The organism is Kytococcus sedentarius DSM 20547, assembly GCF_000023925.1.
Taxonomy (GTDB): domain Bacteria; phylum Actinomycetota; class Actinomycetes; order Actinomycetales; family Dermatophilaceae; genus Kytococcus; species Kytococcus sedentarius.
In genome coordinates, this window is the sequence record NC_013169.1 from 1,597,199 (window position 1) to 1,613,219 (window position 16,021).

At 72.4% G+C, this 16,021-nt stretch carries 13 protein-coding genes; 8 read left to right on the forward strand and 5 right to left on the reverse strand.

The window, feature by feature from the left end; genetic code table 11:
- Positions 1-56: 56 nt before the first annotated feature.
- On the forward strand, positions 57-1,157 hold the full coding sequence (locus KSED_RS07620; protein WP_015779520.1) for an ATP-dependent DNA ligase: 1,101 nt from the start codon (positions 57-59) through the stop codon (positions 1,155-1,157).
- A 61-nt stretch (positions 1,158-1,218) separates the two neighbouring features.
- Positions 1,219-1,548: a hypothetical protein gene (locus KSED_RS07625; protein ID WP_015779521.1), complete on the forward strand. Its 330-nt coding sequence runs from the start codon at positions 1,219-1,221 to the stop codon at positions 1,546-1,548.
- Positions 1,549-1,772: 224 nt separating this feature from the next.
- On the opposite strand, the gene KSED_RS07630 is transcribed toward KSED_RS07625, so the two are convergent.
- Entirely contained in the window at positions 1,773-2,834 is a 1,062-nt protein-coding gene (locus tag KSED_RS07630; RefSeq protein WP_015779522.1) for a DNA polymerase domain-containing protein, read from the reverse strand.
- 207 nt (positions 2,835-3,041) lie between these two features.
- Between KSED_RS07630 and KSED_RS07635 the strand changes: the two genes are divergently transcribed.
- Both KSED_RS07635 and msrB read left to right on the forward strand, forming a co-directional pair.
- The gene (locus tag KSED_RS07635; protein ID WP_015779523.1) at positions 3,042-5,450 is read left to right on the forward strand and encodes a DUF8508 domain-containing protein; all 2,409 of its coding nucleotides are present in this window, start codon (positions 3,042-3,044) and stop codon (positions 5,448-5,450) included.
- A gap of 155 nt (positions 5,451-5,605) precedes the next feature.
- Positions 5,606-6,067 carry a peptide-methionine (R)-S-oxide reductase MsrB gene (gene msrB / locus KSED_RS07645; protein WP_015779524.1) on the forward strand — a complete coding sequence of 154 codons (462 nt, stop codon included), beginning with the start codon at positions 5,606-5,608 and terminating at the stop codon, positions 6,065-6,067.
- Between the two features lie 113 nt (positions 6,068-6,180).
- Here the strand turns inward: msrB and hemQ are convergent, their stop codons facing one another.
- The 3 genes from hemQ to hemE are packed head-to-tail and all read right to left on the reverse strand — an operon-like array spanning position 6,181 to position 9,439.
- Complete coding sequence (hemQ, locus tag KSED_RS07650) at positions 6,181-6,906, reverse strand: hydrogen peroxide-dependent heme synthase (RefSeq protein ID WP_015779525.1); 726 nt, start codon at positions 6,904-6,906, stop codon at positions 6,181-6,183.
- A complete protein-coding gene (gene hemG / locus KSED_RS07655; RefSeq protein ID WP_015779526.1) occupies positions 6,903-8,330 on the reverse strand; it encodes a protoporphyrinogen oxidase in 1,428 nt (475 codons plus the stop codon). The genes hemQ and hemG overlap by 4 nt, the downstream gene beginning before the upstream one ends.
- A complete protein-coding gene (gene hemE, locus KSED_RS07660; RefSeq protein ID WP_015779527.1) occupies positions 8,330-9,439 on the reverse strand; it encodes a uroporphyrinogen decarboxylase in 1,110 nt (369 codons plus the stop codon). Before hemE ends, hemG begins: the two co-directional genes overlap by 1 nt.
- A 63-nt stretch (positions 9,440-9,502) precedes the next feature.
- Here hemE and KSED_RS07665 point away from each other — a divergent pair, with 63 nt between their 5' ends.
- The 4 genes from KSED_RS07665 to KSED_RS07680 all read left to right on the forward strand — a co-directional run bounded on the left by KSED_RS07665 (position 9,503) and on the right by KSED_RS07680 (position 14,137).
- The gene (locus KSED_RS07665; protein WP_015779528.1) at positions 9,503-10,084 is read left to right on the forward strand and encodes a DUF3000 family protein; all 582 of its coding nucleotides are present in this window, start codon (positions 9,503-9,505) and stop codon (positions 10,082-10,084) included.
- The gene (locus KSED_RS07670; protein ID WP_015779529.1) at positions 10,084-11,379 is read left to right on the forward strand and encodes an HRDC domain-containing protein; all 1,296 of its coding nucleotides are present in this window, start codon (positions 10,084-10,086) and stop codon (positions 11,377-11,379) included. Before KSED_RS07665 ends, KSED_RS07670 begins: the two co-directional genes overlap by 1 nt.
- 159 nt (positions 11,380-11,538) lie before the next feature.
- Positions 11,539-13,062, forward strand: coding sequence for a helix-turn-helix domain-containing protein (locus KSED_RS07675; RefSeq protein ID WP_015779530.1), 1,524 nt, complete (start codon positions 11,539-11,541; stop codon positions 13,060-13,062).
- A 154-nt stretch (positions 13,063-13,216) separates the two neighbouring features.
- Positions 13,217-14,137 (forward strand): glycerophosphodiester phosphodiesterase family protein, encoded by a 921-nt coding sequence (locus tag KSED_RS07680; RefSeq protein WP_049758651.1) that lies wholly within the window; start codon positions 13,217-13,219, stop codon positions 14,135-14,137.
- Here KSED_RS07680 and dxs read toward each other — a convergent pair.
- The gene (dxs, locus tag KSED_RS07685) at positions 14,134-15,990 is read right to left on the reverse strand and encodes a 1-deoxy-D-xylulose-5-phosphate synthase (protein ID WP_015779532.1); all 1,857 of its coding nucleotides are present in this window, start codon (positions 15,988-15,990) and stop codon (positions 14,134-14,136) included. The genes KSED_RS07680 and dxs overlap by 4 nt on opposite strands.
- Positions 15,991-16,021 lie beyond the last annotated feature (31 nt).

Genomic DNA, 16,021 nt, shown 5'->3' on the forward strand with positions numbered 1-16,021 from the left:
TCACGGCGCCCACGCTGCGACCCCCACACCGCACCCCCGTGGGTCACACTGGAGGCATGACGACAGCCGATGCCGGGACGCTCCCGGGCGTGATGCTCGCGAAGGCCGCCACGAGCGTGCCCTCCCCCGACGCGCTCCCGGGCGGCTGCAGCTACGAGCCCAAGTGGGACGGTTTCCGCATCCTCGTCGTACGGGGCGCCCGGGCCGACGCCGCGACGGCCGCGGGCGAGGGGGACGACGCGGTCGACCTCATCGGGCGCAGTGGGAAGTCGCTGACGCGGTACTTCCCGGAGGTGGTCGAGAAGGTGCGCGCCATCCCGGCGCCGGCGATCGTCGACGGCGAGCTGGTGGTGCGCTCCGGCGAGCCCGGGACCGAGCGGCTGGACTGGGACGCACTCTCGCAGCGCATCCACCCGGCGGCCTCCCGCATCGAGAAGCTGGCGGTCGAGACGCCCGGGGAGGTGATCTGCTTCGACCTGCTCGCCGACGACTCCGGGGAGCTGCTCGAGGAGCCCTTCGCGACCCGCCGGGAGAGGTTGGCGGCGTTGGTGGGTGGGCTTCCCGCATCGAGGGGGGTGCACCTGACGCGCGCGACGACCGATGCGGACGAGGCCGCGCGGTGGTTCACCCAGTTCGAGGGGGCGGGGCTGGACGGCATCGTGGCGAAGGGGCTGGACAGTCCGTACGAGCCCGGGAAGCGCACGATGCTGAAGGTCAAGCACAAGCGCACGGCCGATGCGGTGCTGGTGGGCTACCGGGTGCACAAGAGCGGCGCGGGCGTGGGGTCGTTGCTGCTGGGCCTCCATTCCGGTGGGGAACTGGTGCCTGTGGGCGGCATCTCGGCGTTCACCGCGGCCCGGCGGCTGGAGCTGGCCGAGGAGCTGGAGCCTCTGGTGGTGCGGACGGCGGACGGCTCGGTGGCGGCGGCCGAGCGGGAACGCAACCGGTTCACCTCGGCCAAGGACACCAGCTACGTGCCGCTGCGGCCCGAGCGGGTGGTGGAGGTGGCCTTCGACCAGCTGGAGGGGCACCGGTTCCGGCACGCGGTGCGGTTCGTCCGCTGGCGGGAGGACAAGGGGCCCACCGAGTGCACCCTGGAGCAGGTTGACGTGGCCTCCGGATACGATCTGAACGCCGTGCTGGCCGCGGATTCCTGAGGTCGCGCCCCGGCCGCCTCGCGCGGTGACCCTGCACTCCCCCACACACCCTGGAGAAGCGATGACGCCCCTGCTGCTGGAAGCCAACGCCACCGACACCTCCTGGGTCCCCGGAGCCGTGGCGGCGGCCGTCACCGGCGGGGTGGGAGTGCTGATGATGGCGCGCAGCGGGGCGTTGCCGGTGCCCGTGAAGGGGGTGGTGCGGTCGATGTCGATCGTGGCGCTGATGGTGGCCGCGGCGCTGCTGGTGCTGGGCTGGCAGGGCATGGGGTGGCTGCCGCTGGCGCTGGTGACCGTGGTGGCGCTGCTGCTGCTGTTGGCGGGGACGGGCCTGTTGGCGGCGCGGGCCCAGCGGCTGACGCGGGCGGCGCGGGGGCATCGAGACGACTGAGTGCTCGTCCACATGTACGGTTAGCGGGTGGCGCTGAACTAGAACATGTGTTAGAGTGGGTGGACGAGGTCGGGACAGGGGGTTTCGGCCGCAGCGGCTCGCGGGGGTGAGTCATGGGAACCGAGAACACCGACTCACAGGCGGGGTGCCCCGTGTCCGCTGCGCACGCCACCGTGGAGTCACGAACCGCCCGAGTTGTCGGGAGGTCCGTGGTGAGTCTGCGTTCAGGTGCTCTGGGCTCGTGCCCGCGAGGGCTGCACCCGGGGTGGTTCACCCGGCATTTTCGGGTGGTCCGGCGGGAACGGCTCCTCCCCCAGTCCGCGCTCGAGGTCGGCCTGCCACAGGTCCATGGCCCGGCTGAACGAGGCCCGGTGCTCGAGCATGCCCGCCCAGGGGTCGGGCTCGGCCAGGTGGTCGGCGATGGTGGGGATGACGACCTCGCCCGGGGTCACGCCATCGAGGCGGTCCCAGGCGACCGGGAGCGAGACCGGAGCCCCGGGCAGGGCGCGGGGGCTCCAGGCGCCGGCCAGGGTGCGATCGCGACAGTGCTGGTTGAAGTCGATGAAGCACTTGTCACCGCGCTCCTCCTTCCACCAGCGGGTGGTCACGAGCTCCGGGAGGCGCCGCTCGAGCTCGCGGGCGATGGCGATCACCCCGTGGCGCACGTCCAGGAACTCGGCCTGCGGCTCGATGGCGGCGAACACGTGCAGGCCCCGGTTGCCGGAGGTCTTCACGTAGGCGGTCAGACCCAGCTCGTCGAGCAGGTCCCGGGCCGCACGGGCGATGGTGACCACGTCGGCGAAGCCTCGCCCCGGCATCGGGTCCAGGTCGAGGCGCACCTGATCGGGGCAGTCGTTGAGCAGCTCCCCGGAGTGGTCACTCGTCCGCACCGGCCAGGGGTGGAAGGTCAGCGTGGACATCTGGGCGGCCCACACGGCAGCCCCGATCTCGTCGAGGACCACCTGCTCGTGCGAGCGCCCGCTCGGGTAGGTGCAGGTGGTGGTGCGCAGGAAGTCCGGCGCGCCCTTGGGCGGGTTCTTCGAGTAGAACTCCTCCCCCAAGATGCCCGTGGGGAAGCGCTGCAGGGTGACCGGCCGGTCGGCATTCGCCTCGAGGAAGCGGCCGGCCACCGCGACGAGGTACTCGGCGAGGTCCAGCTTCGTGACGTCCGTGGACCCCGGTTGGTCACCGGCGGGGCACATCACCCGGTCGGGACTAGAGAGGCGGAGGGAACGGACCTGCCCGTCGGGACCGGGGACCTCGAGGGTGGTTGCCTTGCTGGCCATGCGTCGAGACTAGCGGCGCGGGTGCGGATTTGTTCGCCGTCGCGACATGGCGCGTTCACCCGCACGGCATCCGGGCGGGTCACAGTGACCGACGCGCGGCACTGGAGCATGCACGACTCTGGACCACGCACGAGTCCGCACGACGCACGACACTGGGCCACGCACCATCGTGACCCCACTCACACCCCTCGCTCCCGGAAGGCCACCATGCGCCCCACCCCTCGTCGCAGCCTCGCCCTGAGCGCTGCGCTCCTCCTGCCCACCGTGTCCCTCGTGGGCCCCACCGGACCGGCCGCCCATGCGGTGAGCCCGGACGTCGTCATCAACGAGGCCTACGGCGGCGGCGGGAACTCCGGTGCCACCCTGCGCAACGACTTCGTCGAGCTGTTCAACCGGTCCGCCACCCCGGTCGACCTGACCGGGTGGACCCTGGAGTACCGCTCCGCGAACGGCACCAGCGCCCAGCGGACCCCGCTGACCGGGACCATCCAGCCCGGGGGCCACCACCTGGTGCAGCAGGCCGCCGGTGCGAACACCAGCGCCGCACCGTTGCCCACGCCCGACACCACCGGCACGGTCCCGATGTCCTCCTCCGGCGCCAAGCTGCAGCTCGTGGGGCCGGACGGCACCGTCGTCGACCTGCTGGGCTGGGGTGGCGCTGACACCGCCGAGGGCGCCCCGGCCGACCGCACCTCGAACACCACGTCCGTGGAACGCACCGAGCCCTGCTGGGACACCGACGTCAACGCCGGCGACTTCACCGTTGGCACCCCGACGCCCCAGAACTCGAGCACCCCCGTGCGCGACTGCGACGCCGTGGGCGACCCCGACCCCGGTCCCGAACCCACGACCGCCACCATCGCCGAGGTCCAGGGCGCCGCCCACCGTTCTCCCCTCGAGGGACAGGTGGTCCAGGGCGTGAACGGGGTGGTCACCGCCACCGACCGCAACGGCTTCTGGGTCCAGTCCCTCACCCCCGACGACGACCCCGCCACCAGTGAGGGCCTCTACGTCTTCAGCCGCGGCGCCGCGGAGGTGAGCACCGGTGACACCGTCGAGCTCAGTGGGACGGTCACCGAGTACCGCCCCGGCGGGTCCGGCGGCTGGGACAACCTGACCACCACGCAGCTCAGCTCTCCCCAGGTCGAGGTCACCGGCACCGCCGAGCTGCCCGCCCCGGTCGTGCTCGGCAAGGACGTCCAGGTACCCGCCCAGACCATCGAGGCCGGCGACCCCGGCTCGGTCGAGGACGACAGCACCCCCTTCCGGCCCGAGCGCGACGCGATCGACACCTACGAGTCCCTGGAGGGCATGCAGGTCGGCCTCCATGACGCCCGCGTGGTGGGCCCGACCGCCTCGTTCGGCGAGATCCCCGTGGTCCCCACCACCGCCGGCGCCCAGGCCAGCCTGGCTGGCGGCGTCGTTTACGGCGGGTACGACCAGCCCAACGCGATGCGGGTGCACCTGGACGACGCCCTCATCGGCCCCGATGCGCTGCCACAGGTCGACACCGGCGCCCGGTTCTCCGGGCTGACCCAGGGCGTGCTCGACTACTCCTACGCCAACTTCAAGCTGCAGGTCACCGAGCTCGGCCAGGTGGTGGACAGCACCTTCGACCGTGAGGTGACGCTCCCCAACCGTCGTGACGCCGTGGACGTGGCCACCTTCAACGTGGAGAACCTCTCCCCCACCGACGACTCCGGGAAGTTCGCCGGCCTGGCCGACCAGCTGGTGGAGAACCTGAACTCCCCCGACATCGTGGCCCTCGAGGAGATCCAGGACAACAACGGGTCCCAGAACGACGGCACCGTGGACTCCGGCACCACCGTCGCGAAGCTCGTCGACGCCATCGAGGAGGCCGGCGGGCCGCGCTACGAGGCCGCGTGGATCAACCCCGAGGACGGGGCCGACGGCGGCCAGCCCGGTGGCAACATCCGCAACGTCTTCCTGCACCGCACCGACGTGCCGGGCCTGCGCTTCGTCGAGCGAGCCGGTGGCGACGCCACGACCGCCACGACCGTCCAGGAGCGCGGACGCTGGGCGCGCCTCTCGGTCTCCCCCGGGCGGATCAACCCGATGAGCACCGCCTGGGAGAACTCCCGCAAGCCATTGGTCGCCGAGTACTCCTACCGGGGCCGGCCGTTGTTCGTCATCGGCGTCCACTTCGCCTCCAAGGGCGGTGACGACCCGCTGTTCGGTCGTTGGCAGCAGCCGGAGCGGCCCTCCGAGGTCCAGCGCCTGGCGCAGGCCCGGGAGGTGCGCGGATTCGTGGACTCGCTGCTGGCCAAGGACGCCACGGCCAACGTGATCGTGGCCGGCGACGTGAACGACTTCGAGTTCTCCCCAGTGACCGACACGTTGGTCGGGTCGGGTGCCACCGCGCTGCGCGACCTCCCCCGCGAGCTCGCCCCGCAGGACCGGTACACGTACAACTACCAGGGCAACTCGCAGGTGCTGGACCACATCCTGCTCTCGCGGAATCTCACCGAGTCGGCCCACCCCTTCGGAGGAGCGCCGTACGAGCACGACGTGGTGCACGTGAACGCCGACTTCCACGACCAGCTCAGCGACCACGACCCCCAGGTGGTGAGCATTCCCTGGCGGACGCTGCGCTGAGCCAGCGCGCCACGTGGAGGGCGGGGGCGGGGCGAGGGGCGTCGGGACGGCTGTGGCCAGACCCGGCGCCCCCGCCGGCTGCACGTCGAGTCCAGACCCGGCGCCCGGCCCCCCGCCGGCTGCACGTCGTGGAGCCCGGTGGGAGAATCGTGGGCATGGACATCCCCATCCTCAACTCCGCCAAGTACGCCAAGGGGCGCGACGACTCCGAGTGGCGCGAGGAGCTCTCCGCCGAGGAGTATGCCGTCCTTCGTCAGGCCGGGACCGAGCGTCCCGGCACCGGCAAGTTCGACTCCTTCGACTCCCCCGGCACCTACTCCTGCCGCGCCTGCGACACCGAGTTGTTCCGCAGCAGCACGAAGTTCGACGCGTCGTGCGGCTGGCCGGCCTTCTTCGCCCCGTTGGCCGACGACCGCGTGGAGTACCTCAAGGACAACTCACTGCCGGGCCGCCCCCGCATCGAGGCCCGGTGCGCCGCGTGCGGTTCGCACCTGGGCCACGTGTTCGAGGGCGAGGGCTTCGACACCCCCACCGACCTGCGCTACTGCATCAACTCGGTCTGCCTCACCTTCACCCCCGATGGCGGCGAAGAAGCCATCCGAGGCACCCAGGACTGAGGGGCGCCGGGCGCTGAGTGCCGTCGGCGGCGCGCGGAACTGAGCGGCGCACGCCCGGCACGCGAACACACTGAAGGGGCCACCCACCACGGGTGGCCCCCTTTCGGCTCGCCTCAGACCGCCGGGTGGTGCGGCAGCTCTCGCACCAGCTGCCCGATGGGGGTGCGCTTGCCCGTGTGGAACGGGATCTCCTCGCGCACGTGCCGCCGGGCCTCGGTCTCACGCATGGTGCGCATGAGGTCCACGATCTGCCCCAGGTCGTCGGACTCGAACGCCAGCACCCACTCGTAGTCGCCCAACCCGAATGCAGGGATGGTGTTCGCCCGCACCTCGGCGTAGTCGCGGGCCTTCTGACCGTGCTCCACGAGCATGCCGCGACGCTCGTCGGGCTCCATCAGGTACCACTCCACCGACCGCACGAAGGGGTACAGGCACAGGTACTCGCGCACCCGACCCCCGGCCAGGAAGGCCGGCACGTGGCTCTTGTTGAACTCCGCCGGCCGGTGCAGCGCCGAGACGCTCCACGTGGCGTGCGAGCGGGCCCCCAGCTCCGTGCGCCGGAAGGCCTTGAAGGCCGACTGCAGCTGGTCGTTGGACTCCGCGTGCCACCAGATGAGGTAGTCCGCACCGGCCCGCATCCCGGCCAGGTCGTAGACGCCCCGCACCTCGACCCCCTGATCGACGAGCCCACCGAAGAAGGCCTCCGCCTCGGTGGCGATCTCCTCGATGCGGTCCGCCGGCAGCGCCGCCGGCACCTCGAAGACCGACCACATCGTGTAGCGGATGGACTCGTTGATCTCCCGGACCTTGCTCGGACTGACTCGATCGCGATCGCTCATCGGGCCATTGTCCCACGGGCCACCAGCCGCGAGGCAGCGCCCCGGGCGGTCGCGATGCAGGCCGGGATGCCCACCCCGTCGTAGGCCGACCCGGCGAGCTCGATGCCGTCCAACCCGGCCACAGCGGCCCGCACCCCGGCGATCCGCTCGAGGTGCCCCACGTCGTACTGCGGCAGCCCGTGGTCCCAGCGCTGGACGACGAACTCGACCGGGTCGGGCAGCTCGGCCCCCCTGTCCTGACGCACCGCGGTCCGCAGGTCCTGCAGGGCCAACCGCGCCAGGGCCGCGTCCCCGTGCTCCAGCACCGCGTCGTCACCCGCGCGCCCCAGCGAGGCACGCACGTAGACCACGTCGTCGTCCCCCACGTGGGGCCACTTCGCAGAGCTGAACGTGGCAGCCTTGACCGCCCGCCCGTCCACCGGGGGCACGAGGAAACCCGACCGTTCCAGCGGCGGCATCGTGGCCGCTGGGAACGCGAACATCACCACCGCCATCGATGCGGTGCGCACCCCGGCCAGGTCGGCCGCGGCCTCCCGCGCCGTGCCGGCGAGCAGCCGCGCGGCCGCGGGGACGGGCACGGCCAGCAGCACCGCATCGGCCGCGATCCTCTGGCCGTCGGCCAGGGTGAGGTCCCACCCGGCCGCCTCCCGCTGCTCCCCACGGTGCTCCAGGGCCACCACCTCGGTGCCGGTCCGCAGCGTGACCCCCCGGTCCACCAGGTGGCGCGCCAGCTCCTCGGGCAGTCGCCCGAGGCCTCCCTCCAGGGAGGCGAACGGCGGCGCCGGGCGCGCCTGCGTCCCACCACTGCGATCGGTCAGCGCGGCCACGGCATCGGCCAGGGCCCCGCCCTCGCGTGCCACCTTTGCCAGGGCGGGGATGCAGGCGGTGAGCGACAGCCGTCGCGCGTCACCGGCGTAGACCCCGCCCAGCAGCGGCTCGACCAGCCGGTCGACGACCGCCGGGCCCATGCGCTGCTCGACGAAGTCGCCCACCGAGAGGTCCTCGGTGACCGGCGTGTGCTCGCACCCGGTGTCCCGGGCCCGGTCTACCTCCTCGGGGGTGAGCAGGCCCGCCGCCAGCGAGGGGTCACCGGGGACCCCCATCATCGTGCCGCGCGGCACCGGGTGGAAGCCGCCCCGCGACCACACCGACGCGGGCACCCCCGTCGGTCGGTGCAGCTCGGCGGTCAGGCCGAGCTCCTCGATGAGGTCGAGCGCCTCGGTCCGCGTCGTGAGCACCGACTCCGCACCCAGGTCGACGGGGTTCCCGGCGACCTCACGGCGCAGGAGCACGCCGCCCACCCGGTCGCGGGCCTCGAGCACCGTCACCTCGGCGGGCGGGAGCCCCTCCTGCTCGACGAGCTGCCAGGCCGCCACCAGACCACTGATGCCGCCGCCGACCACGACGACCGAGCGTGCCGGCATCAGCGGGCGGAGGTCTCGTGCACCCGTGCGGTCACGCGGGTGAGCACGTCCGGGTCGGTGGACGGCAGCACGCCGTGGCCGAGGTTGAACAGGTGGCCCGGGGCCACCCGACCGGCCTCGACGATCTCGTCGACGCGGGCCATCAGTGGCTCGTCGGGGGCGAACAGCAGGGCCGGGTCGAGATTGCCCTGCAGGGCGTACCGCCCGCCGGTGCGCTCCAGCGCGTCGGCGAGGTCGACCCGGTAGTCCACGCCCACCACCTCGGCGCCGGCCTGGCCCATCAGGTCCAGCAGCTCACCGGTGCCCACCCCGAAGTGGATGCGGGGCACCCGGCCGGCCACGGACGCCAAGGCCGCCGCGGAGTGTGGGGCGACGAAGCGCTGGTAGTCGGCACGGTTGAGGTAGCCCACCCACGAGTCGAACAGCTGCACCGCATCGGCACCGGCGTCCACCTGCACCTGCAGGAAGGCGCCGGCGATGGAGGCGAGGCGCTCGCAGAAGTCGTTCCAGAGCTCGGGGTCGCCGTGCATGAGCGCCTTGGTGCGCTCGTGGTTCTTGGACGGACCACCCTCGACGAGGTAGCTGGCCAGCGTGAACGGGGCGCCCGCGAAGCCGATGAGGGCCTGGTCGGGGCGCAGCGCGGAGCGGACGGCGGCGATCGACTCGCTGATGTCCGGGACCATGTCGGCCGTCAGGCCCGGCAGACGGTCCAGGTCGGCCCGGGTGCGGAAGGGCTCGGCCACGACGGGGCCGGTGCCGGGCACGATGTCGAGGTCCACGCCCAGCGCGTGGAGCGGCACGACGATGTCGCTGAAGAAGATGGCGGCGTCCACGTCGTGGCGGCGCACCGGCTGCAGCGTGATCTCGGTGCAGAGCTCCGGGGTGCGGCAGGCCTCGAGCATGGCGTTGCCCTCGCGCAGCGCGCGGTACTCGGGCAGGGAGCGGCCGGCCTGGCGCATGAACCACACCGGCGTGTGCGGCACCTCCTGGCCGCGGGCGGCGGCCACCAGGGTGGGCACCTGGCCGGGCTGCGCGGAGCCGTCCGGCACGGTGGTGGACGGTGCGGCGTCCAGGGACGAGGAACGAGGGGTGGCGGTGGGGTCCGTCATGGCGCCATGGTCCCACGGCGCGCCTTGCGGAGGTTGTCGGTGGGCCCCCATATCGTCGAGGCCGTGACCCCACACATCCTGCGCGGGCGCCGCGCTGCTGACCCGCAGGCAAGTCTCGACGCCCTGAGGGGGGCGCCGCCCCGCGCTGGTGTGCTCACCGAGGAGGTCCCCTCCCCCTCGCGCCTGGCCCCCACCTCCGTGGCCTTCACCGCCGAGGTGCTGGACCCCGAGGGCTCCGACGAGCCGCTGGCCACCGGCCGGCTGGTGGTGCTGCACGACCCGTCCGAGCCCGAGGAGTGGGGCGGACCGTGGCGCGTGGTCACCTTCGTGAGCACGCCGCTGGAGCCAGAGCTGGCCCATGACCCCCTGTTCGGCGACGTCGGGCGCCAGTGGGTCTCGGAGAGCCTGGCCCAGCAGAACTGCACCGTGGGCGAGCTCAGCGGCACCAGCACGCGGGTGACCTCGGAGCCGTTCGGCGGGCGGGAGCACCACGGCGTGGAGGTCGCGCTGGAGATCCGCGCCTCCTGGACCCCCCTGGACCACGACCTCCTGCGCCACCTCGAGGCGTGGCGGGACCTCCTGACGACGGTCGCCGGTGTCCCCACGCTGCCGCAGGGCGTGGTCGCGCTGCACGGGGTGGTCTGATGCCGACTCCGCTCACCCACCCCGCCGAGGACCTGCCGCCGGTCGTGGCCGACGACGCAGGACTGGCCGAGGCCGCCGCCCGGGTGGCCGCCGGGACCGGCCCGGTGGCGATCGACGCCGAGCGCGCCTCGGGCCACCGCTACGGCAACGACGCCTACCTCGTGCAGCTGCGCCGGCAGGGTGCCGGGACGCTCCTGGTGGACCCGATGGGCATCACCGACATGTCGCCCCTGGCCGAGGCCCTGGACGGGCCGGAGTGGGTGCTGCACGCCGCCACCCAGGACCTGCCCTGCCTGGCCGACCTGGGCCTGCGCCCCCGCTCCCTGTTCGACACGGAGCTCGGGGGGCGGCTGGTCGGCCTTCCCCGGGTGGGTCTGGCCGCGGTCGTCGAGCACTACCTGGACCTGACCCTGGCCAAGGAGCACTCGGCGGTGGACTGGTCCACCCGTCCGCTGCCCACCGACTGGCTGGTCTACGCGGCCCTGGACGTCGAGGTCCTGGTCGAGGTGCGTGACGCCATGGAGGCCGACCTGGAGCGGCTCGGGCGTGACGAGTGGGCCCGGCAGGAGTTCGACGCCCTGACCTCCTTCACGGCCAAGGACCACGGCGATGAGGCGTGGCGCCGCACGTCGGGGACCCACCGCATCCGCCGTCCCCGCCAGGCGGCCACGCTGCGCGAGCTGTGGCTGGTGCGTGACGAGATGGCCCGGGAGCGGGACGTCACCCCGTCGAAGGTGATGCACGACGACGCCCTGGTGGCACTGGCCACGGCACCGATGGTGGACCCCGCGGACATGGCCCCGGTCGTCCGCTACGCCCTGGCGGCCCGCGGGGCGAAGAACAGCCGGGGCGGGCGTCCCCACCGGGCGACCGGCGCCGCCGAGCGCCGTGTGCGCCGCGCGATGGCCACCCTGCAGGGGCATGCCGACCAGTGGTGGGGTGCCGTGGTCCGCGCCGCCGAGCTGCCCGAGGCCGAGCTGCCGCCGGCCAAGCTCCCCTCCGTCGGTCCCCCACCGGCGAAGGCCTGGGCCGACCGTGACCCGCGGGCTGCCGCACGGCTGGCGGCGGCCCGCGCCGAGCTGGGCGAGCTCGCGGAGGGCTACGGCGTCCCGGTGGAGAACCTCCTCACGCCCTCGCTGCTGCGGGAGGTCCTGTGGGACACCGCCGACCGGGAGCACCTACAGGCCGCCCAGGTGGACGCGGACCTGGAGGCCGGTGGCGCCCGGCCGTGGCAGCGCGAGCTGGCCGTGCCCGTCATCGTGCGCGCGGCCGAGGCCCCGGCGCCGACGGACTGACGCGAGGGAGGTGCGTCGTCGGGGGACGCTCGGGCGGGGCGTGGTCGGGTGATGTGCGCGGGGCTCCCTCGGGGCGATGCGCGTGGGGCCCGTGGTCGACGTGACACACGACTCGCCAGCCCACCTTGCGATATCTCATCCATGAGATAGCGTCGAGCCATGACTGATGAGTACTTGGCACGGATCGGGAACCTCATCCGCGACGCGCGACTGCACCGAGGCATGACGCAGACGCAGGTGGCGGACATCCTGAACACCAGCCAGAGCGCCGTGGCGCGGATGGAGCAGGGCAAGCAGAACCTCTCCCTGGAGACGGTGGCGAAGGTCAGCGAGGCGCTGGACCACGACATCGTGATCCCCGCCTCCATGCCCCAGCACCTGCGCATCGAGGGCGGACGCAAGCTGTCCGGATCGATCGACGTGCGCACCTCCAAGAACGCCGCCGTGGCCCTGCTGTGCGCCTCGCTGCTCAACCGCGGCACCACCACCCTGCGCAACCTGGCCCGCATCGAAGAGGTCAACCGCATCCTCGAGGTGCTGAACTCCATCGGCATCGAGACCAAGTGGCTGGGCGACAGCAACGACCTGCGCATCACGCCGCCGGAGACCCTCCGTCTGGAGGACATCGACGAGGCCGCGGCCCGCCGCACCCGCTCGATCATCATGTTCCTCGGCCCGCTGCTGCACCGCTACCCCGAGTTCCAGCTCCCCTACGCCGGGGGCTGCGACCTGGGCACCCGCACCGTCGGCCCGCACCTGAACTCCCTCAAGCCCTTCGGCCTGGAGGTGCTGGCCACCGACGGCCAGTACAACGCGACGGTCAACAAGAAGGCCCCGGGCCGCCCCATCGTGCTCACCGAGCGGGGCGACACCGTCACCGAGAACGCGATCATGGCCGCCGCGATGGAACCGACCACCACGGTGATCCGCAACGCCTCCAGCAACTACATGGTCCAGGACCTGTGCTTCTTCCTGGAGGAGCTGGGGGTGAAGATCGACGGCATCGGCACCACGACCCTCACCATCACCGGTGTGGAGGACATCAACGCCGACGTGGAGTACTCCCCCAGCGAGGACCCGATCGAGGCCATGAGCCTGCTGGCCGCCGCGATCGTGACCCAGTCGGAGATCACCATCAACCGAGCCCCCATCGAGTTCCTCGAGATCGAGCTGGCGACGCTCGAGCACATGGGCATGAAGTACGAGCTATCCGAGGAGTACACCTCCAAGAACGGCCGTACCCGGCTGGCGGACCTGACCTACAAGCCCGGCCCCCTGGCCGCGCCGCAGGACAAGGTCCACTCGATGCCGTACCCGGGCCTGAACATCGACAACCTGCCCTTCTTCGTCATCATCGGCGCGATGGCCGAGGGCAAGACCCTGGTGCACGACTGGGTGTACGAGAACCGCGCGATCCACCTCACCGAGCTCTCCACGCTGGGTGCGCGGGTGCAGCTGCTGGACCCGCACCGCATCCAGGTGGAGGGCCCCACCCGCTGGCGCGCCGCGGAGATCATGTGCCCGCCGGCACTGCGCCCCGGCGTCGTGATCCTGCTGGGCATGCTCGCTGCCCCCGGCACCTCGGTGCTGCGCAACGTCTACGTGATCAACCGCGGGTACGAGGCGCTGGCCGACCGGCTCAACGAGCTCGGCGCCAGCATCACGGTGTTCCGCGACATCTGAGTCGACGCAGCGGCGGGCTCGCCCCGCGACCGCCCGGAGGGGCCCTCACCAGTGGTGGGGGCCCCTCCGGCGTGTGGCGCGGGTGGACAGGCACGTGCGCGGCGTGCACTCTGCCGGTCACGTGGCGTTCACCTCGATGGGTGAGAGTGTGCGCATGGCCGCCACCCGTCATCGCCTGCCCGCCGCGGACCACAGCCCCTCCGAGGCGCGGCCGACCTACCTGACCACCGGCCGCCCCGTCGTGCTGGCCCACCGAGGCTTCGCACCGGATGGCGGGGAGAACTCGATGGCCGCCTTCGACGCGGCGGTGGCCCTGGGGTGCGAGTACGTCGAGACGGATGTCCACACCACGACCGACGGGGTCGTCGTCGCCTTCCACGACGAGTCCCTGGAGCGGGTGACCGACTCAGCGGGCCTGGTGGACGACCTGCCGTGGGAGGTGGTGCGTGCTGCCCGCATCACCGGGGACCACCCCATCCCCACCCTGGCGGAGCTGCTGCAGCGGCACCCGACGCTGCGGGTGAACATCGACCTGAAGTCGGAGGCCGCCGTGGAACCCACGGTGGCCGTGATCGAACGGCTCGGCGCCCACGACCGCGTGCTCGTGACCTCCTTCGACGACCGTCGTCGCCGGCGGGCCCTGGCCCTGCTGAGCCGACCGGTGGCCACCTCCGCCGGTGAGCGCACCACGGCCCTGATGTGGGCCGCCAGCCGGCTGCTGGTGCTGGCCGCCGGGGTGGGCGTCGTGACCGCGGAGTGGCGACGCGGACGGATGGCCCGGCCGGGGCGGCAGGTGGCCGGCACCCTGGAGTCGCTCGCCCACCGCGCCATCAGCACGGTGTCCCGGGGGGTGGGCGCCTACCAGGTGCCGGAGCACTTCCGGGGGATCCGGGTGGTGGACGACGCCTTCCTCGATGCCGCCCACCTCGCCGGGGCCCACGTCCACGTCTGGACCGTCAACGAGGTGGCGGACATGGAGCGGCTGCTCGACCTGGGCGTCGACGGCATCGTCACCGACCGCGCCGACCGGATGGTGGACCTGCTGCGCGCCCGGGGCGAGCTGCCCGGCCCCTAGTCCGCTGAGTCCAGCAACGCGGCCGCGATGGTGTCGGCGTTGAGACCGAGCTCGGCCAGCAGCTGCCCCCGCGAGGCGTGGTCCAGGAAGCGCTGCGGGATGCCGAAGGTGCGCACCTCACGCTGCGGGTACTCGGCACCCACGCGACTGCCGAGGCCACCGACCACGAGGCTGTCCTCGACCACGCTGACCCGGCCGCCGGCCCGCTCGATCTCGCTGCGCAGGCCGTCGGAGAACGGGAGCATCCACACCGGGTCCACCACCCGGACCGACCGTCCGGAGGCCCGCAGCTTCTCAGCGACCTCCAGGGCCACCGGCGCCATGGGCCCCACCGCGACCACCAGCTCGTCGACGGCACCGTCGCCGTCCTCGGTGAGCACGTCGATCCCGTCCCGCTGTGCGACCGCCTCGATCGGCTCGGGCACGGAGCCCTTGGGGAAGCGGAGCACGGTGGGCGCGTCGTCCACCTGCACGGCGTCGCGCAGCGCCTGCCGCACGCGCACCCCGTCGCGGGGGGCAGCCAGGTGCACCCCGGGCACGATGCCCACCAGCGACAGGTCCCACATGCCGTTGTGCGAGGCCCCGTCGGAACCAGTGATGCCGGCGCGGTCGAGCACGAAGGTCACCCCCTGCCGATGCAGCGCACAGTCCATGAGCAACTGGTCGAAGGCGCGGTTGAGGAAGGTGGAGTAGATGGCCACCACCGGGTGCAGCCCGGCGTAGGACATGCCGGCCGCCATGGTGACCGCGTGCTGCTCGGCGATGCCGACGTCGAACACCCGCTCGGGGAACGCCTGCTGCATCGGCTCCAGGCCCACCGGGATCAGCATCGCCGCGGTGATGGCCACGACGTCCTCCCGCTCCCCCGCCAGGTCGACGAGCTCCTCGGAGAACTCCTCGGTCCAGGCCCGGCCGGCGATCTCCAGCGGGAGCCCGGTCTCCGGGTTGATCTTGCCCACGGCGTGGAAGCGGTCGGCCTCGTCGTTGGTCGCGGGGTCGTACCCACGCCCCTTCTGGGTGATGGCGTGCACGATCACCGGACCGCCGAAGCGCTTGGCCAGACGCAGCGAGTTCTCGAGGTCCTCCAGGTCGTGACCGTCCACCGGGCCCAGGTATTTGATGCCGAGGTCCTCGAACAGGCCCTGCGGCGCCAGCATGTCCTTGACGCCCTTCTTGAAGCCGCGCAGGGCGTCGAACGCCGGCCGCCCCACCACCGGGGCGCTCTGCACGCTCTTCTTGGTCCAGCTCAGGGCCTGCTCGTACCGGCGCTGGGTCCGCAGGTGGGCCAGGTGCTCGGCCATGCCCCCGAGGGTGGGCGCGTAGGACCGCTCGTTGTCGTTCACCACGATCACCAGCGGCAGGGTCTTGTCCGCCGCGATGTTGTTCAGCGCCTCCCAGGCCATCCCCCCGGTGAGCGCACCGTCACCGATGACCGCGACCGTGGGCGTGGTGTTGCCCCGCAGCCGGTGGGCGACCGCGATGCCGTGGGCCCAGCTCAGCGAGGTGGAGGCGTGCGAGTTCTCCACCACGTCGTGCTCGGACTCCGCCCGGCAGGGGTAGCCGCTCAAGCCGCCCGCCTGGCGCAGGGTGCTGAAGTCGGTGCGCCCGGTGAGCATCTTGTGCACGTAGCTCTGGTGCCCGGTGTCGAAGACGATCGCCTCGCGCGGGGACTCGAAGACGCGATGCAGCGCGATCGTCAGCTCCACCACCCCGAGGTTCGGGCCAAGGTGCCCGCCGGTGCGGGACACGCTCTCGATGAGGCGGGTGCGGATGTCCTGAGCGAGGGCCGGCAGGCGGTCCGCTGCCAGGGCCCTGAGGTCGCTCGGGTCGCCAATGTGGTCCAACGTGCTCACGCAAAGTCCGTTCCGTCGTGGAAGGGCCCAG

Excerpts from the sequence above, each read along its gene's own strand:
- KSED_RS07620 (WP_015779520.1), top strand. The coding sequence starts at position 57 with ATGACGACAGCCGATGCCGGGACGCTCCCGGGCGTGATGCTCGCGAAG.
- KSED_RS07625 (WP_015779521.1), top strand. The coding sequence starts at position 1,219 with ATGACGCCCCTGCTGCTGGAAGCCAACGCCACCGACACCTCCTGGGTC.
- KSED_RS07630 (WP_015779522.1), bottom strand. The coding sequence starts at position 2,834 with ATGGCCAGCAAGGCAACCACCCTCGAGGTCCCCGGTCCCGACGGGCAG.
- KSED_RS07635 (WP_015779523.1), top strand. The coding sequence starts at position 3,042 with ATGCGCCCCACCCCTCGTCGCAGCCTCGCCCTGAGCGCTGCGCTCCTC.
- msrB (WP_015779524.1), top strand. The coding sequence starts at position 5,606 with ATGGACATCCCCATCCTCAACTCCGCCAAGTACGCCAAGGGGCGCGAC.
- hemQ (WP_015779525.1), bottom strand. The coding sequence starts at position 6,906 with ATGAGCGATCGCGATCGAGTCAGTCCGAGCAAGGTCCGGGAGATCAAC.
- hemG (WP_015779526.1), bottom strand. The coding sequence starts at position 8,330 with ATGCCGGCACGCTCGGTCGTCGTGGTCGGCGGCGGCATCAGTGGTCTG.
- hemE (WP_015779527.1), bottom strand. The coding sequence starts at position 9,439 with ATGACGGACCCCACCGCCACCCCTCGTTCCTCGTCCCTGGACGCCGCA.
- KSED_RS07670 (WP_015779529.1), top strand. The coding sequence starts at position 10,084 with ATGCCGACTCCGCTCACCCACCCCGCCGAGGACCTGCCGCCGGTCGTG.
- KSED_RS07675 (WP_015779530.1), top strand. The coding sequence starts at position 11,539 with ATGACTGATGAGTACTTGGCACGGATCGGGAACCTCATCCGCGACGCG.
- KSED_RS07680 (WP_049758651.1), top strand. The coding sequence starts at position 13,217 with ATGGCCGCCACCCGTCATCGCCTGCCCGCCGCGGACCACAGCCCCTCC.